This is a genomic window from Flavobacterium sp., from assembly GCF_039932285.1.
Lineage (GTDB): Bacteria > Bacteroidota > Bacteroidia > Flavobacteriales > Flavobacteriaceae > Flavobacterium.
Genome location: NZ_JBDTQE010000041.1, coordinates 1 through 25,324 on the forward strand (window position 1 = coordinate 1; position 25,324 = coordinate 25,324).

Here is a 25,324-nt window from a genome sequence, read left to right on the forward strand (position 1 = left end):
ACCACACAACTTAACCGAAGTTATAAATGGAACTTTAGCTTATCTTGAAAATAATGATATCGAGATTGATGAGTTGATGCACCACATTAAAGCACCAGATTTTCCTACTGGTGGTATAATATACGGATATGAAGGTGTTCGTGAAGCTTTTAAAACTGGTCGTGGACGTATTGTAATGCGTGCAAAAGTTGGTTTTGAAGAGGTTGATGGTCGCGAATGCATTATTGTGAGCGAAATTCCTTACCAAGTGAATAAAGCCGATATGATTAAGCGTACGGCCGATTTGGTAAATGATAAAAAAATTGAAGGTATATCGAACATTCGTGACGAATCGGATAGAAACGGTATGCGTATCGTTTATATATTGAAGCGTGATGCGACGCCAAATGTAGTATTAAATACACTTTATAAATATACCCAATTACAATCTTCATTTTCTGTAAATAATATTGCATTGGTAAAAGGTCGTCCGCAAATGTTGAATCTAAAAGACTTGATTCATTATTTTGTAGAGCACCGTCATGATGTAGTAGTCCGTAGAACTCAGTTTGATTTACGTAAAGCAGAAGAAAGAGCGCACATTTTAGAAGGATTAATCATTGCTTCGGACAATATTGATGAAGTGATTGCTTTAATTCGATCTTCAAAAAATACAGATGAAGCCAAAGAAAAATTAATCGAAAGATTCAAACTTTCTGATATTCAAGCACGTGCTATCGTAGAAATGCGTTTGCGTCAGCTTACAGGTCTAGAACAAGACAAATTAAGAGCAGAATATGAAGAATTAATGAAATTAATCGAGCATTTGAAAGCTTTACTTGCAGATGTAAACTTAAGAACAGCATTAATCAAAGAAGAATTAGAGGATATGCGTGAGAAATATGGCGATGCTCGTCGTTCTCAAATCGAATATTCTGGTGGAGATGTAAGTATCGAAGATTTAATTGCCGATGAAAATGTGGTTATCACAATTTCACACGCGGGTTATATAAAACGTACGAACCTTAATGAATACAAAACACAAAACAGAGGTGGTGTTGGGCAAAAATCAGCGGGAACTCGTGATGCGGATTTCTTAGAGCACATGTATGTAGCTACAAACCATCAATATATGATGTTCTTTACCCAAAAAGGAAAATGCTATTGGATGCGTGTTTACGAAATTCCAGAAGGAAGTAAAACAGCAAAAGGAAGAGCTTTACAAAACTTAATAAACATAGAAAGTGACGATAAAGTAAAAGCTTTTATTTGTACACAAGATCTTAAAGATAAAGACTATACAAATAGCCATAACTTGATTATGGTTACTAAAAAAGGTATGGTTAAGAAAACATCTTTAGATAAATATTCTAAACCACGTGTAAATGGTGTTGCAGCCATTACTATCAAAGAAGGAGACGAATTACTATCAGCTGAATTAACTGATGGAAATAGTCAAATAATAATAGCTGTAAAATCTGGAAAACTACTTCGTTTTGAAGAAACTAAAACCCGTCCAATGGGAAGAACAGCTTCTGGAGTTCGCGGAATTAGACTTAAAGACGAATCCGATGAAGTTATCGGACTGGTTTCTGTAAATGACATGAATAGCGAAATTCTTGTAGTTGCAGAAAACGGATACGGAAAACGTTCTAGTCTTGATGAATACAGAATCACAAACCGTGGTGGAAAAGGAGTTAAAACTTTAAATATCACCGAAAAAACTGGACAACTTATTTCGATAAATACTGTTACCGATGCTGATGATTTAATGATTATAAACAAATCAGGATTAACCATTAGAATGGCAGTAGAAGATTTACGAGTAATGGGGCGTGCAACTCAAGGGGTAAAACTAATTAACTTAAAAGGAAAAGATTCCATCGCAGCAGTTACAAAAGTAATGAAAGACGATGTAGAAGAAGTTCTAGTTGATGAGGATGGAAATGTTATTGAATCCGTAATTGAAAGAGTAAAACCAGTATTAGAAGTTCTTGAAGATGATGGGACTAATGATGACGACGATTCAGAAGAAGAAGAGGATTCGGAAGAAGAAGAAGAAGAGGACGATTCTGATGATGAAGCATAAATAATATATAGATAGGGTTTTTAATGTTTGGCACAGATATTGAAAACCCTATTTTTAAATTTGTTAAATAAATTAAAAATTAATACGCATAAAAAATGAAAACAAAATCTAAAATAATTGCAGGATTGTTATTTTTCTCACTAGCAACATTTGCTCAGAAAGAAGAAATGAAAACACTAAAAAAAATCTATGCAAAAGAAACTATTTCTAGTGAAGATTTAATAGAATACAAAAAAAATGCTACAAAACTAGGTGATGTAGCTATTGAAGAAAATGATAAAATCTATTCAGATTTTTATAAATCTATGTTACCAATTTTAGAAGTAAAAGCTTTAGGTAATGATGCAACAACAATGCAAAAAGCTAATTTTCTAAATTTAGAAACCATTACTAATTTATCTTCTAGTTTAAATGCAACTTTAGAATATGAGAAAAATTCAGGGAAAAAGATTTATACTGATAATATAAATGAGACTATAAAAAATTTCAAACCAATAATTTGGCAGTTTGTTATTGAATTAGATGGTCAGAAAAAATACAAAGAAGTATCTCAAATTGCTTATTCTCTTTATCAATTAGATAAAAAAGATCAAGAAAGATTATATATCGCTGCAGATTATGCATTAAGAGCCCAAGATTATGATAACTCTATCAAACTTTATAAGGAGTTAAATACTTTAAATTATACTGGAGAATCCACTAATTATTTAGCAAAAAATAAAGCAAATGATCAAGAGGATTATTTTAATAATATTTCAGAAAGAGATATTGCAGTAAAAATTGGTACTCATACAAATCCTAGAATAGAAAAAATAACATCAAAAAGAGGAGAGATTTACAAAAATCTAGCAATGGCTTACATTGCTAAAAATGATATAGCAGGAGCAAAAAAATCTATTTCTGATGCAAGACTTGCAAATCCTGAAGATACATCTTTAATAATAGCTGAAGCCAATTTGTATTACAAAACAAATGACTTAGAAATGTATAAAAAACTAATTTCTGAGGCTACAATTAAAAATCCAAATGATGCCGATTTATTTTATAACTTAGGTGTTGTTTTATCTCAATCTAAAGACGAAGCCTCTAAAATTGAAGCAGAGAAAAATTATATTAAGGCAATTACAATTGATCCAAAATATAAAAATGCATATATAAATCTTACTGTTTTAAAGTTGGACGGCGAATCAAAATTAGTAGATCAGATGAACAAACTTGGTACTACTCCAGCAGATAATAAAAAATATGAAGTACTAAAGGCTAAACAACAAGGATTATATAAATCTGCACTTCCCTACTTAGAGAAAGCAGAAGAATTGTTTACTGGAGATTCAGAAATAAAATCTACATTACTTAATGTTTATAATGCACTTGATATGACCGACAAATATAAAGCTCTGAAAGCTAAAAAATAGTTTTTTTTAAGTTCTATATTTTTAAATAAAAAAATCTCACTTCTAAGTGAGATTTTTTTATTTAAAAATACTGTTATTATTTTAGAGTAAAACTAGTTTTAGAAACCAATTCTACTTTATCAAAAATATTAACAAAATAAGAACCGCTTTCAATATCCTTTACTGGTAAATCTTGTTCAACTTTTACAGTTTTATTCTCATATTTAACAGAGGTTACAAAACTATAATTTAGTGATTTTTCACCAAAAAATTCAGTCTTTTTATCTCCTAATACATTACTTTTACTATCTATTACTTGTACATAATATGTTTTATCCCCAGATTTTGCAATTTGATTTTCAGCAATCATAAAACTAATTTTTAATACATCTGCTCTACTAGCCTTATCTGTTGAAATTTGTTTACCTGAACTTTTTTGTCTTACAGCCGATGATTGTAAATTTAGCACCGAAAGTTTAGCACCCTTCTCTATAGTATTTGATAACTTAAAATTCTGTTCAACAAGTGTATCTGCATATTTTTTTGTTTTACCAAGAACTATAGCAGTACTATCTCGCTGTACAGTTAACTTTTCATTTTCTTTTTTAAGAACATTTACTTGTTTCATTAAGAAAGATACTTTATTTTTCAATGTACTGGCTTCTATTTTATATTTTGACATCAAAACAACATCTCCTTTAGATTTATCGATATCAGCCATCAATTGTTGTATTTTATCTCTTTCTGATATTAATTCATCAGATAAGGTTGTATTTGATGATATTGCAACATTAAGAGAGTCTTTTGCAGTAGAAAGGTCTTTTAGCACTGCGTCTTTCTCATTAATTAATATCGTTTCAGTTACTTTATAATCATTGGATATTTTATAAACATACCATAAGCTACCTAATAAAAGTAAAGATAATATTACAATTACAGCTTTAAGTCCAGAGTTATTATTGTTTTTTTGTACTAGATTTTCCATTTTTTCGGTAGATTAATTAAAGTGCAATTTATATTATTATTCTTTAACTTTTAACTCTAGTTTAAAAAAAATAGTATTTTTGATTCATCATAATTTTTAATATGGAAAACTTAATACGTTTTAAACAATCTGATTTAGCAAAAATTACAAATTTCAGAAATGGAGAAGTAAAATTTGGCGAAAAAATAATTATAGTTCCCAAAGAGGATAATATTGTTGAATTTATTACTAATAGTGAAGCAAAATATATCATTTTAGGAATTCCCGAAGATATTGGAATTAGAGCTAATTTAGGTCGTTCTGGTGCAAGTTCGGCTTGGAGTAGTGCAATACAGAGTATTGCAAACATTCAGCACAATAAATTTTGTAAAGGAAGTTCTATTATAATATTAGGTCAAGTAGATATTTCTCAAGAAATGGAATCGGCAAAAGATTTAAATGAAAACAAACCCGAAGACCGAAAACAATTATTTAAAATTGTTGAACAAATTGATAAAGAAGTTTCACACATTATCTTTTCGATTGTAAAAGCTGGAAAAATTCCTATAATTATAGGTGGTGGACACAATAATTCTTATGGGAATATAAAAGGTACAGCTCTTGCCAAAGGAAAAGCCATAAATGCTATTAATTTTGATGCCCATTCCGATTTTAGAATTCTAGAAGGAAGACACAGTGGAAATGGGTTTTCTTACGCCTTTGATGAAGGGTTTCTTAAAAAATATTTCATATTCGGATTACACGAAAGTTATACTTCAAAAAGTGTTTTAGACTCAATAAAAAAATTAGACGATCGAATTAGATATAATACTTATGACGAAATTAATATTCGCCATCAGAAATATTTCGAACAAGAAATGATCCAGTCATTAGACTTTATCAAAAACGACTTTTTTGGTCTCGAAATCGATTTAGATTCTATACCAAATATAGCTTCAAGTGCTATGACTTTAACTGGTTTTTCTGTAGAAGAGCTAAGACAATTCATCTATTATTTTAGTCAAAACCAAAATGCAAGCTATATTCATATTTGCGAAGGAGCACCGTCACTTGGTGAAGAAAAAAACAGTCACTTAATTGGAAAACTAATTGGTTATTTAGTTACTGATTTTATAAAAGGTAATTCTCAAGCATAGTTTGGTTATTTGTGGATTTGGTTATTTGTTAGTTAGAAGTAATTTTACCAAAAAATGACGAAAAAGAATATATAATGAAAAAAAAATATACAATAATAATTTTATTCTTTTTTTGCTTAAATGTAATTAGTCAAACCAAAGTTATTGATGAGCTTGATAATGGTGATTTTATAATCGAAAACAATAAAAAATTTGCAATCTCAAAAGATACTATTAATGGAAATTTCAAATTTGATACAATTTGTAAGTCAAAAAGAGGTGGTTATTTATTTACAAAAACGAATAATTTTTGGGGAGTAATAAATCAAGGTGGCAAAATAATTATTCCAAATTTTTATCAAAATATTAATACCGCTTGTTGTTATGATAAATTAAACGGGAAAGATAATTTTATAGTTAAGAAAGATAACAAAGTTGGTGTTTTAAAATATAATAACGAAGTTTTAATTCCTTTTATTTATGACAAAATAACAAGTTGGGTTGAATATGGTCCAAAAGCGCATTATGTTTCTAAAGAAAATAAAATCGGATTAATAAAACACAATGGTAAAATTATGATTCCAGTTTCTTATGATTCTTTATATTATTATAATGACAAAATAATAAAAGGAAAAATAAATAATAAATTTGGAGTTCTTAATTCAAAAAATATAATAATAATTCCATTTGAATACGAAGCACTTATAGTAGATTTTGATATTAATGGATGGGAAAATGAAAATCATATTAATAAGTTTGCTGTAAAGAAAAATAATATTTGGTACTATATGGATTACTATGGAAACACTATAAAAAGAGATATTCCGAATACCGAAATTGAAAAAGAATACCCATCTTTTGAGTTAAAAAATTATGATTTTGAATATATTGGAAAATTATTAAATCGAAACATAAAAAACTACTTCTAACAGCCGTTTCAAGAAATGGCGAGAAATGTGGTAAATTCACGTTTTTCTTTCGCAAGAAATATTATCTTAGTGGAAAATATGCGGTTACGAAGTTCGCCACTTCTTGTAGCCGCTAAAAGTTAATTCTGTACAATTTCACCATAAAAAGCTTATAGATTTATTAAAGTTAAAAGTTGTTTTTATAAGCTCCAATTCGTGAAATTTGTGCTTTTTATTTTTTTTATAACTTTTTAATATAAAAATATCATTCTGATTTTTTTTAAATGAGTGACGTTTCAATCGATTAAACGAATAAACTAGTTGTCAAATAACCAAATCCACAAATAACCGAATAAACAATAAAAACAAATAACCTATCTTTGCATAAATTTAAAATATGTTATTCGAAGATTTATCATTATCCAAAAGTATACAAAGAGCCGTTTTTGAAGAAGGTTACACTAGTGCAACTCCTATTCAAGAACAATCTATACCAATCATATTATCAGGTCAAGACTTAATAGGTTGCGCACAAACAGGAACAGGAAAAACAGCAGCTTTTGCTATTCCAATCATTCATAATTTACACAGAATTGTAGGTTCATCAAAAAAAGAAAAATTAATTCGTACGCTTGTTGTTACGCCTACTCGTGAGTTGGCTGTACAAATAGGGGAAAGTTTTGATACTTACGGAAAATACACCAACTTAAAACAATTAACCATTTTTGGTGGTGTGTCTCAAAATCCACAAGTAGACCAACTAAAAAGCGGTGTCGATATTCTAATTGCAACGCCAGGAAGATTGCTAGATTTACACAAACAAGGTTTTATAAATTTAGATCATTTGCATCATTTAGTTCTAGATGAAGCCGATCAGATGCTAGACATGGGTTTTATAAACGATGTAAAAAAAATAGTAAAACTAACACCTAACAACCGTCAGACTTTACTTTTTTCAGCAACCATGCCAATAGCCATTCGTGAGCTTGCTGAAATGTTTCTTACAGATCCTGCAACCGTACAAGTTGCTCCAGTTTCATCAACCATAGAAACAGTAGATCAACGTTTGTATTATGTAGATAAAGCTGACAAAAGACAATTATTATATCATATTATTAAAGAAGAAAAATTAAGTAATATTCTAGTTTTTTCGAGAACAAAACATGGTGCCGATAATATTGCCAAAGCCTTAAAAAAACAAGGTTTAAATGCCGAAGCCATTCACGGAGATAAGTCTCAAAACGCACGTCAAAGAGCTTTAGATCATTTTAAAAACAAAGAATGTGATATTCTTGTTGCTACAGATATTGCTGCTCGTGGAATTGATATCGAATTTTTACCTTATGTAATTAATTTCGATTTGCCGAATATTCCAGAAACTTATGTGCACCGAATAGGAAGAACTGGTCGTGCTGGTCGTGAAGGAATGGCAATTTCTTTTTGTGGAAAAGATGAGGAAGGATATTGGAAAGACATTATAAAACTTACAAAAGCCAAAGTAACGACAATAGATGAACATCCTTTCCCTTGGAAAAAAGGTTCGCAAGAAGCAACGAAAGTTCACAGCTCAAACCGAAGCGGCGAAAAAGAAAAATCTAGAAAATCTGATGTTTCTAAAAAGAATAAAAAACGTTGGTATTAATAAAAAAAGCTTTAGACAATTCTAAAGCTTTTTTTTATTTATTTTATTTCCTTAAATCCTTTTATAAAAAGCCATTTCATAAATAATTTCTCTCCCTCATTAGTTTGAATAGTTTGAAATTTTGGTGCCAAAAGTGTTCCCACTACAAAAGCAGTAATTGGAATCCAATAGCCTTCTAAATGAGCATAAATTGCAACTAAATATCTTGTTGTAAAAAAGATAATAGCAAAGCCTATAAAGTTATAAACGAATGATTTTGTTTTTTTTGACATAAAAAATAATGATGAATTGTGAATTACCTTAAATCTAATTACTGTTATCTGAAACCTGAAATTTCGTTCGCTTACTTCCTTCGTACATTTCGTATTTTACCAATCGAGCTTCTAAACTTCCATTAAAAAGTTTAATTTTTCGAGAAGGCTTTAATCCTACAAATTTTAACGCTTCAAGGTTTGCAGTAATAAACCAAGCGTTTGTATTAGGATAGCTTTTCTTTAAAGTATCGCCAATTTCTCTGTAAAAACGCTCCATTTCAATATCCAATCGTTCACCGTAAGGTGGATTAAAAACCATGTGCAATTTCCCTTCTGTCATTTTTTCGGTTTCAAAGAAATTCTGTTCAGAAATAGTTACATATTCATCAAGATTGGCATTTTTTATATTGGCAATGGCTTTCTGAACGGCACTTGGCGCTTTATCATGGCCTACAATTGTATAATGAAATTCTTTAATTTTTTTCATTAACGAATTCATGATATTCTCAAACAATTCGTTGTCCCAATCGTTCCATTTTTCGAAAGCAAATTCTTTTCGATTTATGTTTGCCGGAATATTACAAGCAATCATAGCTGCTTCGGCAAGAATTGTTCCCGAACCACACATAGGATCTATAAAATGTCCTTGACCTTCCCAACCAGAAAGCAATAGCATTCCAGCTGCTAAAACCTCATTAATAGGCGCAATATTGGTTGCCGTTTTATAACCACGTTGGTGCAATGAAGCGCCAGAAGTATCTAAAGCAACAGAAACTTGGTCTTTATCGATGTGAATATTAATTCTTAAATCTGGAAAATCTTTATCTACACTGGGACGAACGCCTGTTTTTGCTCTAAACTGATCGACAATGGCATCTTTACATTTCTGAGAAACAAACTGCGAATGTTTAAAATATTCTGAATGTACAGTTGTATCGATTACAAACGTTTGATTTGTATTTAAATACTTAGACCAATCGATTCCTTGAATGTTTTTGTATAAATTCTCGTCACTTTTTGCTCTAAAGTAATAAATAGGTTTCAAAATTTTTAAAGCTGTTCGCAAAGACAAATTGGCTTTATACATAAAGCCTTTATCGCCAGCAAAACTAACCATTCTGGTTCCCATTTCTACATCTTGAGCACCCATTTGTGTGAGTTCTTTTGCTAATATTTCTTCGAAGCCAAAAAAAGTTTTGGCAATCATTTTAAAATTTTCCATTTTCAATATCAATGTCAATTACAAAAATCAATTCAAAAAGCGTTGTGAATGTTGATGTAATAGTTATTTTTCTGCAAAAATACATTAAATTTGCAGTTATATTTGAATTTCAAAGAACAAACAATGTCAGAATCCGAAAATCCTAATTCTAAAATCCAAAATCCTGAATCAAATAACTGGTTTGCTACTTGGTTTGACTCGCCTTACTATCACATACTTTACAAAGATAGAAATTATCGTGAAGCTCAGATTTTTATGGACAATCTAACAAATTATTTAAATCTTCCAGAAGGCGCAACAGTATTAGATTTAGCTTGCGGCAAAGGACGACATGCTATTTATTTAAACCAATTGGGATTTAATGTTTTGGGCGTAGATTTATCGCCAAATAGCATTACAGAAGCTAGCAAAAACAACAATATACATTTGAATTTTAGAGTTCACGATATGCGTGAGCCATTTGAAGAAAAATTTGATGCTATTTTTAATTTATTTACCAGTTTTGGTTATTTTGAAAGTGATTCCGATAATTTAAAAACTTTAATTTCTATAAAAGAAAGCTTGTCAGAATACGGATTTGCCGTTATCGATTTTATGAACGTAAATAACGTCATAGAAAATCTTGTTCCTGAAGAAGTAAAAACAGTTGATGGAATCGATTTTCATATCAAACGTTACGTAAAAGACGGTTATATTCACAAAGAAATTACTTTTGAAGACCAAGGCGAAAAATATCATTTTACCGAAAAAGTACAAGCTATAACTTTGCAGAATTTTGAAGAAATGATGGAAGAAGCGGGTATTTATTTATTAGATATTTTTGGTGATTATAAATTAAAGAAATTTCATAAAACCGAAAGCGAACGATTAATCATGATTTTTAAATAAAATAAGGATTATTTGGTTATTCGGGGATTTGGTTATTCGTAATGAGCAACCAAATAACCAAATCCACAAATCCACGAACAAATAATTAAATGGAATATTTATTACCTCTACTATCTGTTTTATTAGGTTTTGGAATCGCTTTATTTTTTAGACCGAAGAACAAAACCAATCTAAAATTACTATTGGCTTTTAGTGGTTCTTTTTTATTAGCACTAACCGTTATTCATTTATTACCAGAAGTTTACGAAACTAAAAATCATGCTATCGGAATTTATATTATGATTGGAATTTTGTTTCAAATCATTCTTGAATTTTTCTCTAAAGGCGCAGAACACGGTCATGTGCATGGTCACGAAAAACTAACACAAATGCCATGGACTCTTTTTATCAGTTTATGTTTGCATGCATTGTTAGAAGGATTTCCAGTAGGTCATCACCATGATTTAGCCATCGGAATTGCAATTCACCACTTCCCTATTGCTATTATTTTAACTACTTTTTTCTTAAGTGCGCAACTCAATAAAACGACTTTATTTTTGTTTATGATTACCTTTGCTATCATGACGCCATTAGGAACTTTAGTTTCCGAAAGTTTTCCTGTTTTAAACGAATATTACACCCAAATAACGGCGGTTGTCATTGGAATTTTATTTCATATTTCATCAACCATTATTTTTGAAAGTAGCGAAGGGCACAAATTTAATATTGCGAAAATTTCGATGATTATTTTAGGAATTGGATTGGCTTATTTTGTTTAAAAGCGATAAGTTGGTGGCAATTTTAGAGCGACACCTCTAAAACATTATGACGACCGAAAATTATGAAAAAAATTCTCAAACAAATATTCTCTAAAGAACAACCAAAATGGGTTAAATTTCTTAATTTATCTATTTTGTTGCCAGCTTTACTTTGTCCATTTGTTTTTTTTACAACATTTTTTTTCTTCGACAATCCTAAAAATTTAGGCTTGACATTTTTGCTTTTTTTAGCACTAAATGCTTATCCAATTTATTTAGTAATAATTGCATATTTCAACAGTTTACTATTTCAAAAGAACAGAATACTTGGGTCATTACTACCCCTTACTATTTTACTAACTTTGACAATTGGTACGATTTACATTTTATTTTCAATGGGTCAAAATTTAACAGAAAGTGTGAACAGAGATACTGAAAGAACTAAAAAAGGTTATATTGGAGTAAATGACGACTACAAAGTATTAAATGACAAGGTGTTTCTTCACGACACACTCATAGTTGGAGCTGATGCAAAGACTTTTGAAATAATTAGTTGGAATTGGGAACGTGACAAAAATTATTATTACTACTTTGGAAAAAAAGTTGAAAAAATTGACCGAAACACGTTCCAAGATTTAGACTATCATTATGGAAAAGACAAATTTAATGTCTATTACGATGATAAAATAATTGAAGGTGCAGACACCAAAACTTTTAAACATATTGAAGGAACACAAGACGGAAAAGATGCGAAAAATTGTTACCGTTGGGGAGAACAAGTAGAATGTAAAGTATTAGAAACGGAAGAATAAAAAACTGCCACCAACTGCCGCTACACGAGATTTGGGCATTTGGCTTAATTTAAAGATGGTTTTGTACTTGGAAGATATGGCAAATCCGAAAGATTACGCATTATTAATCCCAAACCTCGTGTAGCGCCAAGACGTTATAATCTATTTATTAGACGACGTAATAATATGAATGGAATTAGAAAACATAGAGGTCTAAAAAGATATTATAAAAATCTTGCGTTAAAAAATGATCTTGACAAAGCAACATGGCTTGAATTTGATAATCCAGAAACTTGGTTTGATAATTGGCATTTACATTTTGATTGGAATGGTTATGGTAATAATAGTTTTAAAAGACGAAAACCTCATTTAGATAAATTTTTTAGACATTTTGAATTACTTATAGACAAGACAAAAATGCTGAAAAATGACTTTCAGCTGTATGGAATTTTGCTAGACTTTGACAGTTCAAATGATGCATTATTTCTGCATACAGTTAATCCAAACAATAGTCAATTTCCTTTCAAAATTTCAGGCTTGCAATTGACTACAACATTGACAAATAATCAACTTATTGAATATATTAATAAATTAGAAGGTTATGAAAAACTTTACGGAAAAGCTGAACAAGCTTTTTGTTTAATATTTAAAAAAAATGTGGGGAAGCCATTTTAGCAGATGAAAAACTTTGTAACTTTGAACCTTTGTCACTCTGCAACTTTAAAAAAATGACTTTCACAAAAACCACCGAACAATCTTCAAAATACGAACATTTAGAAAAAATGTCTGTCCATGAATTATTAGTAAATATTAATAACGAAGATAAAACTGTTCCTTTAGCCGTCGAAAAAGCATTACCACAAATAGAAAAATTAGTTACTGAAATCGTTATCAAAATGAATCTCGGCGGCCGATTGTTTTATATTGGAGCAGGAACTTCCGGAAGATTGGGTATTGTAGATGCTTCGGAATGTCCGCCAACCTTTGGCGTTCCTTTCAATTTAGTAAACGGAATAATCGCTGGCGGAGACAAAGCCATTCGCAGAGCGGTCGAAAATGCCGAAGACAATACCACACAAGCTTGGATAGATTTATGTGAATTTGGTATTAATATAAACGATGTAGTCATTGGAATTGCCGCATCTGGCACAACGCCTTATGTGATTGCTGGATTAGGAAAATGCAACGAAAATAATATTGTAACTGGTTGTATTACTTGTAACGAAGGTAGTCCGTTGTCGCAAACTGCACAATTTCCTATCGAAGTAGTTGTAGGACCAGAATTTGTAACTGGAAGTTCTCGTATGAAAGCTGGAACGGCACAGAAACTAGTCCTAAATATGATTTCGACAGCGACTATGATTCAGCTCGGGAAAGTAAAAGGTAACAAAATGGTCGATATGCAACTAAGCAATGACAAACTCGTAGATCGTGGAGTTAAGATGATTATGGGCGAAATTAACGTGAGTTACGAAGAGGCTTCGGAATTATTAAAAAAATATGGAAGTGTGAGAAAAGCAGTAGATAATTTTCTATTAAACAAATAACCGAATAACCAAATTAACAAATTGAATGTCAACAAACAAAGAAGTTTTATATAAAGGAATAACCTATATAGCATGGGCTTTGCCATTATACTTTATTGGCCCATCGATTATATACAATGCTTTTATAAATAAGGGAAATAATTGGCATTATCTAGTTTTAGCAATTGGAATAATGGCTTGTTTTTTTGCTATATTTTTTACTTTTAGAGGATTAAAAACCATAATGCAAAGTTTATTTGATGGAAATAAATAGTATTTACCTTGACAGTGTAAAAAAACAAATGCACTATTATAAAACGATTGCAGAAAAAGCTATGGAACAATTAGAACCTGAGCAATTATTTATTTCGGTAAATGAGGATACAAACTCTATTGCTACTATTGTAAAGCATCTTTCTGGAAATATGATTTCTCGCTGGACAGATTTTTTGACTACTGATGGAGAAAAAGAATGGCGAAATCGAGATGAAGAATTTGAAAATTTTATCGAGACTAAAGAAGCACTTCTTGGGATTTGGGATAAAGGTTGGAATTGCTTTTTCAATACGATTAATGATTTAAAACCGGAACAATTATCGGCTATCATATATATTAGAAACGAAGGTCATACAGTTATAGAAGCCATCAATAGACAATTAGCTCATTATCCTTATCATATTGGACAAATTGTTTTTTATGCTAAAATGCTTAAAAAAAGTGAATGGAATAGTTTGTCTATTCCCAAAAATAAATCGAATGACTACAATGTCGATAAATTTTCGAAAGAGAAAAGTATTCGGAATTTTACCGATGATGAATTGAATAAACTCAAATAGCCCTGATTGCAGCGATATCCTTTTTGTTTTTTCTTTAAAAACAAAAAGATAAAGCGGAAAGCAGGAAATAGCTCCTAAAAAAATACGAAATATTATCTACATATGAAAAAAATATTTATACTTCCTTTGCTCCTATTATTAGTTTCTTGTTACAATCAGGAACGAAATTGTAAGGATTTTAAAACCGGAAAATTTACGTTTACCCAAGTAATTAATAAAGTTGAAAAAACGTCAACTTTTGAGCGAACTGAAAACCTGCAAATAGAAACTTTTGAGGGAAAAACAGATACTGCAACTGTTCGTTGGGTAAATGATTGTGAATGTATTTTACAAAAATTACATCCGAAGAATATACAAGAGAAAAAATCGATTTCGATGAGAATAATGACAACCCACGAAAAAAACTATACTTTTGAATATTCTTATGTGGGAGAAGCAAAAAAAGAAAAAGGAACTGTAACAAAAACAGATTAACTCCGTATAATAACTTTAAACACTAAATATTCACATAAAAATGATGGAATTACTAACTAACCCTGATGCTTGGATTGCTTTATTAACGCTAACTTTTCTAGAAATTATTCTTGGAATAGACAATATTGTATTTTTGTCGATTGTATCAGGAAAACTAAGAGAAGAAGACCAACCAAAAGCCCGCAGAATAGGACTTTTATTGGCTATGGCATTTAGAATTGTATTACTTTTTGGTATTACTTGGGTTTTAGGTTTACAAAAAGCCATTATTAATATTGACTGGGGATTTTTCTCGGCACATGTAACAGGTCAGAGTTTAATTATTTTTGGTGGTGGTTTGTTTTTATTATACAAATCTGTTTCTGAAATTCACCACAAAATGGAAGGTGAAGAAGAAGGAGAAACTGCAAAAGCTGGAAATACATTAGTTGCTGCTATTATTCAAATTGCAGTTTTAAACTTGGTTTTCTCTTTTGATAGTATTCTTACTGCTGTGGGATTAATTAGTATGAAATCACCTGCGGAAGGTGGATTTGGATATGATGGAGCACTAGCAATTATGATATTAGCCATTATAATTTCGGTTATAATTATGATGATTTTTGCTGGTCCTGTGAGCAAATTTGTAAATAACCACCCAACGATACAAATTCTTGGATTATCATTTTTAATCTTAATAGGTGTCATGTTACTAGCCGAAGGTTCTCACTTGGCTCATTTCCGTTTTGGTAATGATGTTGAAGTAGGCTCGATACCTAAAGGTTATTTGTACTTTTCTATTTTCTTCTCATTATTTGTTGAATTCTTAAATTTAAGATTGAAGAAAAGTAAGAATCCTGTAAAATTGCACAATAGTACTATAGAAGACAAAGAGCTAGAAGATACTGATATTACAAACTAGTAAAATATTTTAAGCATAAAAAAACCAGCAATTGCTGGTTTTTTTATGCTTAAAATATAAATTAACATTTAAAGTATTTACAACTGAGGATAAATAAATGAATTTAACAAATGCTACGGTTAAACCGTAATATATCCAGATGGTAATAAACTAACTTTGATAAAGTAAGATGCATTTAAATTCCCCAAATTTATAGCACATACAAAATAAGAAAATAATAACCCAATATCTGTTTTAAGAACCCCAGTTTTAAAATTTTTAATTTTCTTATTTGAGTTTAATACAAAAAAGTAAACCACAAAAACTATCTATATGATGAACTTCAATTTAAAATCGATTTTTTTGGCTCTTTTTATTTCCATTTTAGGAAATATTACTTCCAATGCTCAAGTAGGTATTGGTACGGTGACACCAAATGCCAGTTCAATTTTAGATGTAACTTCTACAACTAAAGGAATGTTAACTCCTAGAATGACTACCGCTCAAAAAACAGCAATAGCAACTCCAACAGATGGGTTAATTGTTTATGATACAGATTTAAAATCTTTTTATTATTATAATTCTACCACAAGTCTTTGGGTTAAAATTAATAGCGAGGCTGATGGTAGATTAAAATACAAACTTATTAAGTCTACAGATGTTCTTGCTACAGTTTTAGCAACGGAACTGGCAGCTGGTAGCGGAACAAAATACCTCTTAGACACGGGTACTTTATACGAAATTAATGGAACAATTATTTTAAATTTACCTATTGAATTGAATAATGCCTACTTAACAGGGTATGATTCAGGAGAAGATAAGTTAATAAAATCAACAGGTGATATGTTTACTGGGTCCACAGGAGGAACAGTTAGGGTATTAACATTAGTGGCTAGTGCTGGTAATATATTTAATATTGATGGGGCTGGTACAGCCAATATGATTTTTAGAGATTGTATAGTAGCGAGTTCTGCCAATGTCGGACTACTTAAAAACTTTTCTTTAGTTTTTTTAAGTATTGTTCAATTTGTAGGTAATACCACTGGAATTACTTATGAAAATGTTACAAAATTATTATTAAGTAATACAGCTTGGTTTGGTAATAATGCAGGTACTTATGAAAAACTAGTAGGGACTTTCGGTTTAGTTACTAAACAAGGTGGTTTTAGTGAAGTGGTAGGAACAAGTATTGGTTTTGATGTATCTACAAACCCAACTGTATCTGGAGATGCAGTTTTTGAAGGTACTGTTTTCACAGGAACTTTAACAACTGGAAAATATGTAAATCCTTATACGGTAGGTACATATACAGGATATAGTTTTAATAATAAATGGAATGTTCGATGTGCAGGTGTTGCAACTGAAAGTGATAATGTAGCTGTAGGAGATATAAATTTTGACTACCCTGTTGGGTCAGGTGCATCAACTACTTTGACTCCAACTGGTACAAACATTAAATTGGCAGGAGTTACAACGTCTAATAATCTATTTAGATTTTCAAGAGGTGGTGTAGACAACCGATTACAATACCTAGGTTCAAAGAAGAGGTTTTTTAGAGTAAGTGGTGCGGCTTCTTTTCAAGCCAATGCTACTGGAACAATTTATTTATTTTTCATTGCTAAAAATGGAACAGTTATTAACTCATCTAAAGTTTACATAAACTCAAATTCAACTAGCGATGTCTTGGCACTTCCAATTGAAGCTATTGTTGAATTATCAGCAAATGATTATATAGAGGTATTTGCACAACGTTTTTCAGGAACGGGAAATGCTTTAACAGTATCTATGAATCTTGTAGTTAACTAATTAAGATTATATTAAGCATAAAAAAACCAGCAATTTGCTGGTTTTTTTATGCCCAAATTTTAAAATAAATAAAGAGTTTTTATGTATAAATTCTAAAATTTATACATAAAATTTAAAATATTGCAATTGTAGATGCTAAATAAATTTTAACAAAATCTACGGTTTAACCGTAATGTAAATAAAAGCCAATAAACTAATTTTCAATAAATTAAATATGTATTAAAAGCCCCAAGATTGGTATCTACAAAAAACGAGAAGATAATCTACTTATAAAATAATAATCTAATATCTATTTTATAAGTAGATTATCTTCTTGTTTGAGTTTAATACAAAAAAAAAAGTAAACCATAAAAATCAATCTATATGATGAACTTCACTTTAAAATCGACTTTTTTAGCGATTTTTATTTCTTGCTTAGGAAATATTAATTGCAATGCTCAAGTAGGAATAGGAACAGTAGCTCCTTCATCTACTTTAGATATTATAGCAGCAAACCCAACAGGCGCAGCCACAACCGTAGACGGTATCCTAATACCTCGAGTAGACAGGCAACGAGCCCAAGGAATGCTTGCAACACCTACATCTACATTAATCTATATAAATAGTATTGGGACAGGAACTGCGACTGGAACAGCTATTAATATAGACATAGTAGGGTTTTATTTTTTTGACGGTACAGTATGGCAAAAAATAAAAACAGGTGCGGCTTCAACAGACTGGACAATACTAGGAAATACAGGAACAACCGCAGCAACTAATTTTGTTGGCACAACCGATGCTAAAGATTTCGTGACCAGAACAAATAATACCGAAAAAACAAGGATTACTAGTGCAGGAAATATGGGCATAGGAACCAATGCTCCAGCTGCAAAACTAGATATAGCAGCAGGAACAACGATTGTTAATTCTGTTGTAAACGCCACTGGAAGTATTAATGATTTTTTGCAATTTAATGTTCAAAATACAAGTACAGGAACTCAGGCACAAAGTGGGTATTCTGCAACTGCAAATAACGGAACGGCAACTACTGGTTTTGCTTGGATAGGAATTAATAACTCTGCTTTTAATTTTCCTACAGCCTATAATATTGGTGGAGCAAACGACGTAAGTTACATAGGCAGTGGTCAAGATATGTATATTGCGAATGCAAATAATACAAAATCGATTATATTCTCAACTGGTAAAGCTACCACTCCATTTTTTAATGAAAGAATGAGAATTCGATCTGATGGTAGTGTTGGTATTAACAGCACTGGAGCTGCTACTGAAAAACTAAAAGTGGTACATACAGGTGCTGGTAATGATGCTATAAATGCAACAAATAGTGATGATAATGTAGGAAAAGGAAATGCAGTTTGGGCAACAAACAGCAATGCAACAGGTACGAGTATTATTGCAAGTGCAGGTGCAACACCTCCTAATGTCTTACCAAATCTTGGAGCCGGAATTTCAGGTTCACATGTAGATGGTTATGGAGTTTATGCAAATACAGGTAATGGAAATCCTTCAAATTCAGCTTATAACGGTCATGCAGCAGGAGGTTTTTTATTAGATAATGATAATAGCGTGGCAACTGCTGGATCAAGTGCTTTCGCAAAACTGGCAGGTAAGGATAATGCCTCACCTGATGGTGTTTTGGGTGCGCAAAATGTATTGTATGGAGGATACTTTCAAGGTGGAGTAACTGCACAATCCTATTCTTATGCAGGAATAAAATACAATCATGATGCTGCAGGAGCTGCAGGAACTAATTATAAGATAATTGGAAACGGAGCTGCATCTACTTTAATTCCAGACGAGAATAATAAGATGAGAGTGATGTTCTGTCCAGAAGCTCCAGAAGTATTATTTGAAGATTATGGAATTTCAAAATTAAGTAATGGTGAAGCTTACATAGCATTAGATAAAATATTAACTTCGTCTATGAAAATTGACGAAAAACACCCTCTAAAAGTTTTTATTCAATTGGAAGGTGATTGTAACGGTGTTTTTGTAACAGATAAATCAAGTAAAGGATTTAGAGTTAAAGAACTAAATAAAGGAGTTAGTAGTGTTAGTTTTTCTTGGCACATTGTAGGTACTAGAGCTGACAGTAAAGATACAAATGGAAACATAAGCTCTGAATTTGAAAATTTAAGACTCCCTATTGGGCCAACAATGCTTAAACCAGATGTGTTATTGGCTAAAACAAAATAATATTTAAAATCACAAACTATAATAAACTAACAAATCAGATTAAGCATGAAAAAACCAGCAATTGCTGGTTTTTTTTATGTTTAATCTAAACTTAAAGTTATCTGACCGTCATCATCGAGTTCTATATTAAAATCCGCTATATCAGTACCGTTTTCTATTACTTCTAATTCTTCAGGAATAACTTCTACTGGTTCATCATACGGTAATGATTCTAATAAATTAACTTGTTTTAGTTTATCTGTTGTTAATTGATTACCTATTGCTTTAATCCCTTTTATAGTTATAAATTGCTCTAAATCGATGGTTTGATTTTCCTTTTGAATGCCTTTTACTTTAGTAAAAATAATTTCGGCAACAGGACGCCAATCTGTAGAAACTATTTCTAGTTGTGATTTTTCGTGTTCGGTAATAAAAATCTCTTCTTTATTTTCATTTTCGACTAAAAAACGTTTTACATAATAACGTTCTTTTTCTCCATCATAATAAATTGCCGAAACAGGTTTTTTAGGATGCCATTTTTCCAACACAACAATATCTTCATCAAAATGCGTAGTCAATTCTGGAACAATCGTTTTCAATTTTCCTGATTGATTGATGATTAACAAACGATCGTTAGGTCTAAATTCCCCTAGTAACTCCCCTCTCCCATCAACATTCAAACGTTGCACTGTATCATCAAACCAAACTTTTCTAGGACGTAAAGTTGAAATTCCTTTTTCTTTTAATTCAATTTTTTTAATGGGGTATTTAGATACTGTATTTCCTTTACTTACACGACCTTTTATAGCAATATCAGCAAAATCTAAATCCCATTTCAATTTTTTAATACTTCCCACTTGACGTAATAAAATAGTTACGACTTCAGCTTCGCCATTAGGATTATGAGAAAAATATAGTACTTGAGAACCCGCAGTTCCGTTAGTTAAATCGTAAGCTTTGTCACGAGTTACACCCGAAACATTGAAACGTTTTATAAACGACGAACCATTTTTTCCGTCACGATAAATCATATTGTAAATCGTTCGTTTGTCATTCTTATCGAAAACTGCAATATGAATAATATCTTTACCAACGAACTTTTTGTCATCTACTTTAGAAACCATTAGTCTTCCATCACGAAGAAAAACAATAACATCGTCTATATCAGAACAATCGGCTACATATTCGTCTTTCTTTAAGCCAGTTCCGAAGAAACCTTCTTCTTTATTTACGTATAATTTAGTATTTCTTAAGACTACTTTTGTTGCTTCAATGGTATCAAAACTTCTTAATTCGGTTTGGCGTTCACGTCCTTTTCCGTATTTTTCTTTTAGGCGCGTAAAATAGGCAATAGCGAAATCGATTAAATGCTCTAAATCATGTTTTACTTGTTCGATATCACCTTCGAGAGAGTCTATTTTATCTTGGGCTTTGTTACTGTCAAATTTAGAAATACGCATGATTCGTATGTCTAACAATCGTAGAATATCCTCTTCCGTAACGGCACGTTTTAAATGCTTAATATGAGGTTTTAATCCATCATCGACCGCTTTGATTACATCTTCACGAGTGGTTTTGTCTTCAATATCACGGTAAATTTTATTTTCGATAAAAATTCGTTCTAACGAAAGGAAATGCCATTGTTCCTCGAGTTCACTTAACTGAATTTCAAGTTCACTTTTAAGTAATTGAACCGTTCTGTCGGTCGAAATCTTCAACATATCAGAAACGCCAATAAATAAAGGTTTATTGTCTTCGATAACGCAACCTAAAGGCGCAACCGAAGTTTCACAAGCTGTGAAAGCGTATAAAGCATCTATCGATTTATCGGGAGAAACACCAGGGAAAAGATGAATTAATATTTCAACTTCTGCCGCAGTGTTGTCTTCTATTTTTTTGATTTTAATTTTCCCTTTTTCATTGGCTTTCAAAATACTATCAATTAATGTTGATGTATTGGTTGAAAATGGAATTTGGGTAATGACTAATGTTTGCTTGTCTAATTGCGAAATTTTGGCACGCACACGCACACGTCCGCCACGCAAACCATCATTATAATTAGACACGTCAGCAATTCCAGCTGTTTGAAAATCTGGATATATTGTGAATGGTTTTCCTTTCAGAATTTTTATTGAAGCATCTATTAGTTCATTAAAATTGTGTGGTAACACTTTCGTGGAAAGTCCAACGGCAATACCTTCAGCACCTGAAGCCAATAATAATGGAAACTTTACAGGTAAATTGTTTGGTTCTGCACGACGACCATCGTAGGAAACTCCCCAATCGGTAATTTTTGGAGAATACAAAACTTCCAAAGCAAATTTAGAAAGTCTCGCTTCAATATAACGAGAAGCCGCAGCGCTATCGCCAGTTAAGATATTTCCCCAGTTTCCCTGGCAATCGATTAATAATTCACGCTGACCAATTTGCACCATAGCATCACCAATACTCGCATCTCCGTGAGGGTGATATTGCATCGTGTGACCAACGACATTGGCTACTTTATTATAACGACCATCGTCTAACTCTTTTAGCGAATGCATGATACGGCGTTGCACTGGTTTGAAACCATCCTCAATAGCTGGAACCGCACGTTCTAAAATCACATAAGAAGCGTAATCCAAAAACCAATCTTTGTACATTCCTGTAACTTTGGTAATGGTATCCTCTGGATTTTCGTCGTTTTCATAGAAATGCTGCCCTTCAAAATGTTTAGCCTCTACTTCAATAATATCCTCAGCTTCATTTTCTTCTTGATTTTCATCAATAGAATGGTCTTCCGATTGGTTATCGTCTTCTGAATTTGGAATGATGTTATCTTCTTCTTCGTCTTTCATTTATGCATTTTTTGTAACACAATGTTGCACTAAGTTTTTACACAAAGTATCACAATGTTTATATAATCAATCTTTTTATACCATCTTTCAATGATTTTTTATAAAAATTTAAAAGTAACCCTAATTTGCAATTTGAAAGTTGCATATAGGTCAAACATTGCGCTGTATGTTCAATTGTAAAATCCTCAACAACTTTTAATTCTATAATTACTTTATTATTTACTATTATATCAACCCTATATCCGCAATCAAACTTTATTTCATCATAAATAACTGGAAAAGCTTTTTCTTGCTTCACTTCTAAACCACATTTTACAAGTTCGTATGCTAAACATTCTCTATAAACTTTTTCTAATAAACCCGAACCAAGTTTTGTATGCACCTTAAAAGCGCAATCTAAAATGATTCGACTTATTTCATTTTCTTCTTGCATATTTTATTTTTTGGGAGACAATGTCAATCAAAGTAATTACAAAGTTTCTCAACGTTATTTTTGTGATACTTTGTGAAAAACATTGTGAAACTTTGTGCTCCTATACTTGCTCCACCACATCCAATTCTACTTTCAAATTATTGATAATAAATGTTTGTCTATCCGGTGTATTTTTACCCATATAAAACTCCAATAATTTTTCTATTGATGTAGATTTGTCTAACATAACTGGATCTAAACGAATGGTTTCACCAATAAAATTTTTGAATTCATCTGGTGAAATCTCTCCTAATCCCTTAAATCGAGTAATTTCTGGTTTTGGTTTTAATTTTTCAATAGCATCTCTTCTCTCCTGTTCAGAATAACAATAAATGGTTTCTTTCTTGTTACGCACACGAAATAATGGCGTTTGAAGAATATACAAATGACCTTCCTTGATCATTTCTGGGAAAAATTGCAAGAAAAAAGTAATCAGTAGCAAACGAATGTGCATTCCATCGACATCGGCATCGGTAGCAATTACGATATTGTTATAACGCAAATCTTCCATGCTTTCTTCAATATCTAGTGCCGCTTGTAGTAAATTAAATTCTTCATTTTCGTAGACAATCTTTTTTGACATTCCGTACGAATTCAAAGGCTTACCACGTAAACTAAACACTGCTTGTGTATTTACATCACGAGATTTAGTAATCGAACCAGAAGCAGAATCTCCCTCGGTAATAAAAAGGGTACTTTCTAAACTTCTAGGATTTTTAGCATCAGTCAAATGAACTCTGCAATCACGTAATTTTTTGTTGTGCAAACTAGATTTTTTAGCTCTGTCTTTAGCTAATTTTCTAATACCTGAAAGTTCTTTACGTTCTCTTTCTGCTTGAAGAATTTTACGCAAAAGTAAATCGGCAGTTTCAGGATTTTTATGTAAAAAGTTATCTAATTTGGTTTTGATAAAATCATTTACAAAAGTTCTCACCGATGGTGAATCAGGTCCCATATCGGTAGATCCTAATTTTGTTTTCGTTTGTGATTCGAAAACGGGTTCTTCCACCCGAACCACAATCGCAGAAACTATCGATTTTCGAATATCTGATGCTTCGAAAGGTTTGTTGTAAAACTCTTTGATAGTTTTTACGATAGACTCTCTAAAAGCACCTAAGTGCGTTCCTCCTTGTGTGGTATTTTGTCCGTTTACGAACGAGTAATATTCTTCCGAATATTGTGTTTTGCTATGTGTTATCGCTATTTCAATATCATCTCCTAAAAGGTGAATGATGGGATAAACCATATCTTCTTCTGCAATATTTTCCTCTAATAAATCTTTTAATCCATTATCTGAATAATACTTTTCTCCGTTGTAAATTATTGTTAATCCAGTGTTTAAGTAACAATAGTTTTTGAGCATTTTAATAATATACTCATTTCTATATTTATAATTTTTGAAAATAGCTTCATCGGCAATAAAAGAAACTTTTGTTCCTTTACGCTTTGTGCTTTCAATGATATCCTCTTCTAAAGTTAAATTTCCTGCGCAAAATTCGGCCGCTTTTTGCTGGTTGTCACGAACAGATTCTACACGAAAATAATGAGACAATGCATTTACCGCCTTAGTTCCTACTCCATTTAGTCCGACTGATTTTTTAAATGCTTTCGAGTCGTACTTTCCTCCAGTATTCATTTTAGAAACTACGTCGATCACTTTACCTAATGGAATACCACGTCCGTAATCACGAACAGTAACCATTTTATCTTTCATAGTAACTTCGATGGTTTTTCCTGCTCCCATCACAAACTCATCGATACAGTTATCTAGCACTTCTTTGAGAAGAATATATATACCATCATCTGGTGAAGAACCGTCGCCTAGTTTCCCAATGTACATTCCGGGACGCAAACGAATGTGCTCTTTCCAGTCGAGTGAACGTATATTGTCCTCATTATATTGATCTTGCTCTTGCATAAATGAATCTTGGATTTTTTGCTAATGTAAGATTTCTAATGAAAAAATAAAATAGCTTATGAATAAAGTTATTAAATGATTTATTAAGGAATAAATTTATTTAAAATATGATTTTATAAGAAAAATCAGATGACTTCTTTTTTAACATTTTTTTATATAATTTAGCATACAAACTAAACAAACTTAATTATGAAAAAACAAATCTTATTTATTTTACTATTTTGGGGTTTATCCACTATTGGATATTCACAGAAGACTATTTCGGGTCAAATTAATGATGCGAGTGGACATCCTTTATCAGGAGTAAATATTCTTGAAAAAGGAACCAATAACGGAACTTCAACTGATTTTGAAGGGAAATTTTCACTTACCGTTCAAAATGATGAATCTAGACTA

Annotated in this window: 23 protein-coding genes; 17 read left to right on the forward strand and 6 right to left on the reverse strand. The window is 31.4% G+C overall.

Annotated elements, in window-relative coordinates; genetic code table 11:
- Both ABI549_RS08750 and ABI549_RS08755 read left to right on the forward strand, forming a co-directional pair.
- On the forward strand, positions 1 to 2,068 hold a 2,068-nt coding region (locus ABI549_RS08750), incomplete at its 5' end, for a DNA gyrase subunit A (RefSeq protein WP_348076077.1).
- Between the two features lie 95 nt (positions 2,069 to 2,163).
- Complete coding sequence (locus ABI549_RS08755) at positions 2,164 to 3,483, forward strand: hypothetical protein (RefSeq protein ID WP_348076078.1); 1,320 nt, start codon at positions 2,164 to 2,166, stop codon at positions 3,481 to 3,483.
- A 76-nt stretch (positions 3,484 to 3,559) separates the two neighbouring features.
- Here the strand turns inward: ABI549_RS08755 and ABI549_RS08760 are convergent, their stop codons facing one another.
- The gene (locus ABI549_RS08760; protein ID WP_348076079.1) at positions 3,560 to 4,447 is read right to left on the reverse strand and encodes a hypothetical protein; all 888 of its coding nucleotides are present in this window, start codon (positions 4,445 to 4,447) and stop codon (positions 3,560 to 3,562) included.
- 101 nt (positions 4,448 to 4,548) lie between these two features.
- Between ABI549_RS08760 and ABI549_RS08765 the strand changes: the two genes are divergently transcribed.
- The 3 genes from ABI549_RS08765 (at position 4,549) to ABI549_RS08775 (ending at position 8,112) form a co-directional block, all read left to right on the forward strand.
- Complete coding sequence (locus ABI549_RS08765; protein ID WP_348076080.1) at positions 4,549 to 5,583, forward strand: arginase family protein; 1,035 nt, start codon at positions 4,549 to 4,551, stop codon at positions 5,581 to 5,583.
- Positions 5,584 to 5,657: 74 nt separating this feature from the next.
- Positions 5,658 to 6,491, forward strand: a complete 834-nt coding sequence (locus ABI549_RS08770; protein ID WP_348076081.1) for a WG repeat-containing protein — start codon at positions 5,658 to 5,660, stop codon at positions 6,489 to 6,491.
- Between the two features lie 376 nt (positions 6,492 to 6,867).
- On the forward strand, positions 6,868 to 8,112 hold the full coding sequence (locus ABI549_RS08775; RefSeq protein ID WP_348076082.1) for a DEAD/DEAH box helicase: 1,245 nt from the start codon (positions 6,868 to 6,870) through the stop codon (positions 8,110 to 8,112).
- A 38-nt stretch (positions 8,113 to 8,150) separates the two neighbouring features.
- Here the strand turns inward: ABI549_RS08775 and ABI549_RS08780 are convergent, their stop codons facing one another.
- Together ABI549_RS08780 and ABI549_RS08785 are read right to left on the reverse strand one after the other, a co-directional pair.
- Positions 8,151 to 8,384 (reverse strand): hypothetical protein, encoded by a 234-nt coding sequence (locus ABI549_RS08780; protein WP_348076083.1) that lies wholly within the window; start codon positions 8,382 to 8,384, stop codon positions 8,151 to 8,153.
- Positions 8,385 to 8,418: 34 nt separating this feature from the next.
- Positions 8,419 to 9,588 carry a THUMP domain-containing protein gene (locus tag ABI549_RS08785; RefSeq protein WP_348076084.1) on the reverse strand — a complete coding sequence of 390 codons (1,170 nt, stop codon included), beginning with the start codon at positions 9,586 to 9,588 and terminating at the stop codon, positions 8,419 to 8,421.
- Between the two features lie 123 nt (positions 9,589 to 9,711).
- Here ABI549_RS08785 and ABI549_RS08790 point away from each other — a divergent pair, with 123 nt between their 5' ends.
- The 11 genes from ABI549_RS08790 to ABI549_RS08840 all read left to right on the forward strand — a co-directional run bounded on the left by ABI549_RS08790 (position 9,712) and on the right by ABI549_RS08840 (position 19,722).
- Positions 9,712 to 10,476, forward strand: coding sequence for a class I SAM-dependent methyltransferase (locus ABI549_RS08790; protein ID WP_348076085.1), 765 nt, complete (start codon positions 9,712 to 9,714; stop codon positions 10,474 to 10,476).
- Between the two features lie 89 nt (positions 10,477 to 10,565).
- Positions 10,566 to 11,234: a ZIP family metal transporter gene (locus ABI549_RS08795; RefSeq protein WP_348076086.1), complete on the forward strand. Its 669-nt coding sequence runs from the start codon at positions 10,566 to 10,568 to the stop codon at positions 11,232 to 11,234.
- Between the two features lie 62 nt (positions 11,235 to 11,296).
- Entirely contained in the window at positions 11,297 to 12,025 is a 729-nt protein-coding gene (locus ABI549_RS08800) for a DKNYY domain-containing protein (protein WP_348076087.1), read from the forward strand.
- Between the two features lie 165 nt (positions 12,026 to 12,190).
- A complete protein-coding gene (locus ABI549_RS08805) occupies positions 12,191 to 12,679 on the forward strand; it encodes a hypothetical protein (RefSeq protein WP_348076088.1) in 489 nt (162 codons plus the stop codon).
- A 53-nt stretch (positions 12,680 to 12,732) separates the two neighbouring features.
- A complete protein-coding gene (murQ, locus tag ABI549_RS08810; RefSeq protein WP_348076089.1) occupies positions 12,733 to 13,551 on the forward strand; it encodes an N-acetylmuramic acid 6-phosphate etherase in 819 nt (272 codons plus the stop codon).
- A gap of 25 nt (positions 13,552 to 13,576) precedes the next feature.
- A complete protein-coding gene (locus ABI549_RS08815; protein ID WP_348076090.1) occupies positions 13,577 to 13,804 on the forward strand; it encodes a DUF6095 family protein in 228 nt (75 codons plus the stop codon).
- A complete protein-coding gene (locus ABI549_RS08820; protein ID WP_348076091.1) occupies positions 13,791 to 14,366 on the forward strand; it encodes a DUF1572 family protein in 576 nt (191 codons plus the stop codon). Before ABI549_RS08815 ends, ABI549_RS08820 begins: the two co-directional genes overlap by 14 nt.
- A 102-nt stretch (positions 14,367 to 14,468) precedes the next feature.
- Positions 14,469 to 14,840: a DNA topoisomerase IV gene (locus ABI549_RS08825; protein ID WP_348076092.1), complete on the forward strand. Its 372-nt coding sequence runs from the start codon at positions 14,469 to 14,471 to the stop codon at positions 14,838 to 14,840.
- Positions 14,841 to 14,880: 40 nt separating this feature from the next.
- Positions 14,881 to 15,741 carry a TerC family protein gene (locus ABI549_RS08830; protein ID WP_348076093.1) on the forward strand — a complete coding sequence of 287 codons (861 nt, stop codon included), beginning with the start codon at positions 14,881 to 14,883 and terminating at the stop codon, positions 15,739 to 15,741.
- A 312-nt stretch (positions 15,742 to 16,053) separates the two neighbouring features.
- On the forward strand, positions 16,054 to 17,526 hold the full coding sequence (locus tag ABI549_RS08835; protein WP_348076094.1) for a hypothetical protein: 1,473 nt from the start codon (positions 16,054 to 16,056) through the stop codon (positions 17,524 to 17,526).
- A 363-nt stretch (positions 17,527 to 17,889) separates the two neighbouring features.
- Positions 17,890 to 19,722 (forward strand): hypothetical protein, encoded by a 1,833-nt coding sequence (locus ABI549_RS08840; protein ID WP_348076095.1) that lies wholly within the window; start codon positions 17,890 to 17,892, stop codon positions 19,720 to 19,722.
- Between the two features lie 80 nt (positions 19,723 to 19,802).
- Here the strand turns inward: ABI549_RS08840 and ABI549_RS08845 are convergent, their stop codons facing one another.
- From ABI549_RS08845 to ABI549_RS08855, 3 genes are all read right to left on the reverse strand, one after another.
- Positions 19,803 to 22,538: a DNA gyrase/topoisomerase IV subunit A gene (locus tag ABI549_RS08845; RefSeq protein WP_348076096.1), complete on the reverse strand. Its 2,736-nt coding sequence runs from the start codon at positions 22,536 to 22,538 to the stop codon at positions 19,803 to 19,805.
- A gap of 58 nt (positions 22,539 to 22,596) precedes the next feature.
- Entirely contained in the window at positions 22,597 to 22,971 is a 375-nt protein-coding gene (locus tag ABI549_RS08850) for a GxxExxY protein (protein WP_348076097.1), read from the reverse strand.
- 100 nt (positions 22,972 to 23,071) lie between these two features.
- Positions 23,072 to 24,928 (reverse strand): DNA topoisomerase IV subunit B, encoded by a 1,857-nt coding sequence (locus tag ABI549_RS08855; protein WP_348076098.1) that lies wholly within the window; start codon positions 24,926 to 24,928, stop codon positions 23,072 to 23,074.
- A 189-nt stretch (positions 24,929 to 25,117) separates the two neighbouring features.
- Here ABI549_RS08855 and ABI549_RS08860 point away from each other — a divergent pair.
- Positions 25,118 to 25,324: carboxypeptidase-like regulatory domain-containing protein (locus tag ABI549_RS08860; RefSeq protein WP_348076099.1), on the forward strand; the 207-nt coding region annotated here is incomplete at its 3' end.

Bases quoted from the DNA above. Each gene is read 5' to 3' on its own strand.
- ABI549_RS08755 (WP_348076078.1), top strand. From the start codon at position 2,164: ATGAAAACAAAATCTAAAATAATTGCAGGATTGTTATTTTTCTCACTA.
- ABI549_RS08760 (WP_348076079.1), bottom strand. From the start codon at position 4,447: ATGGAAAATCTAGTACAAAAAAACAATAATAACTCTGGACTTAAAGCT.
- ABI549_RS08765 (WP_348076080.1), top strand. From the start codon at position 4,549: ATGGAAAACTTAATACGTTTTAAACAATCTGATTTAGCAAAAATTACA.
- ABI549_RS08770 (WP_348076081.1), top strand. From the start codon at position 5,658: ATGAAAAAAAAATATACAATAATAATTTTATTCTTTTTTTGCTTAAAT.
- ABI549_RS08775 (WP_348076082.1), top strand. From the start codon at position 6,868: ATGTTATTCGAAGATTTATCATTATCCAAAAGTATACAAAGAGCCGTT.
- ABI549_RS08780 (WP_348076083.1), bottom strand. From the start codon at position 8,384: ATGTCAAAAAAAACAAAATCATTCGTTTATAACTTTATAGGCTTTGCT.
- ABI549_RS08785 (WP_348076084.1), bottom strand. From the start codon at position 9,588: ATGGAAAATTTTAAAATGATTGCCAAAACTTTTTTTGGCTTCGAAGAA.
- ABI549_RS08790 (WP_348076085.1), top strand. From the start codon at position 9,712: ATGTCAGAATCCGAAAATCCTAATTCTAAAATCCAAAATCCTGAATCA.
- ABI549_RS08795 (WP_348076086.1), top strand. From the start codon at position 10,566: ATGGAATATTTATTACCTCTACTATCTGTTTTATTAGGTTTTGGAATC.
- ABI549_RS08800 (WP_348076087.1), top strand. From the start codon at position 11,297: ATGAAAAAAATTCTCAAACAAATATTCTCTAAAGAACAACCAAAATGG.
- ABI549_RS08805 (WP_348076088.1), top strand. From the start codon at position 12,191: ATGAATGGAATTAGAAAACATAGAGGTCTAAAAAGATATTATAAAAAT.
- murQ (WP_348076089.1), top strand. From the start codon at position 12,733: ATGACTTTCACAAAAACCACCGAACAATCTTCAAAATACGAACATTTA.
- ABI549_RS08815 (WP_348076090.1), top strand. From the start codon at position 13,577: ATGTCAACAAACAAAGAAGTTTTATATAAAGGAATAACCTATATAGCA.
- ABI549_RS08820 (WP_348076091.1), top strand. From the start codon at position 13,791: ATGGAAATAAATAGTATTTACCTTGACAGTGTAAAAAAACAAATGCAC.
- ABI549_RS08825 (WP_348076092.1), top strand. From the start codon at position 14,469: ATGAAAAAAATATTTATACTTCCTTTGCTCCTATTATTAGTTTCTTGT.
- ABI549_RS08830 (WP_348076093.1), top strand. From the start codon at position 14,881: ATGATGGAATTACTAACTAACCCTGATGCTTGGATTGCTTTATTAACG.
- ABI549_RS08835 (WP_348076094.1), top strand. From the start codon at position 16,054: ATGATGAACTTCAATTTAAAATCGATTTTTTTGGCTCTTTTTATTTCC.
- ABI549_RS08840 (WP_348076095.1), top strand. From the start codon at position 17,890: ATGATGAACTTCACTTTAAAATCGACTTTTTTAGCGATTTTTATTTCT.
- ABI549_RS08845 (WP_348076096.1), bottom strand. From the start codon at position 22,538: ATGAAAGACGAAGAAGAAGATAACATCATTCCAAATTCAGAAGACGAT.
- ABI549_RS08850 (WP_348076097.1), bottom strand. From the start codon at position 22,971: ATGCAAGAAGAAAATGAAATAAGTCGAATCATTTTAGATTGCGCTTTT.
- ABI549_RS08855 (WP_348076098.1), bottom strand. From the start codon at position 24,928: ATGCAAGAGCAAGATCAATATAATGAGGACAATATACGTTCACTCGAC.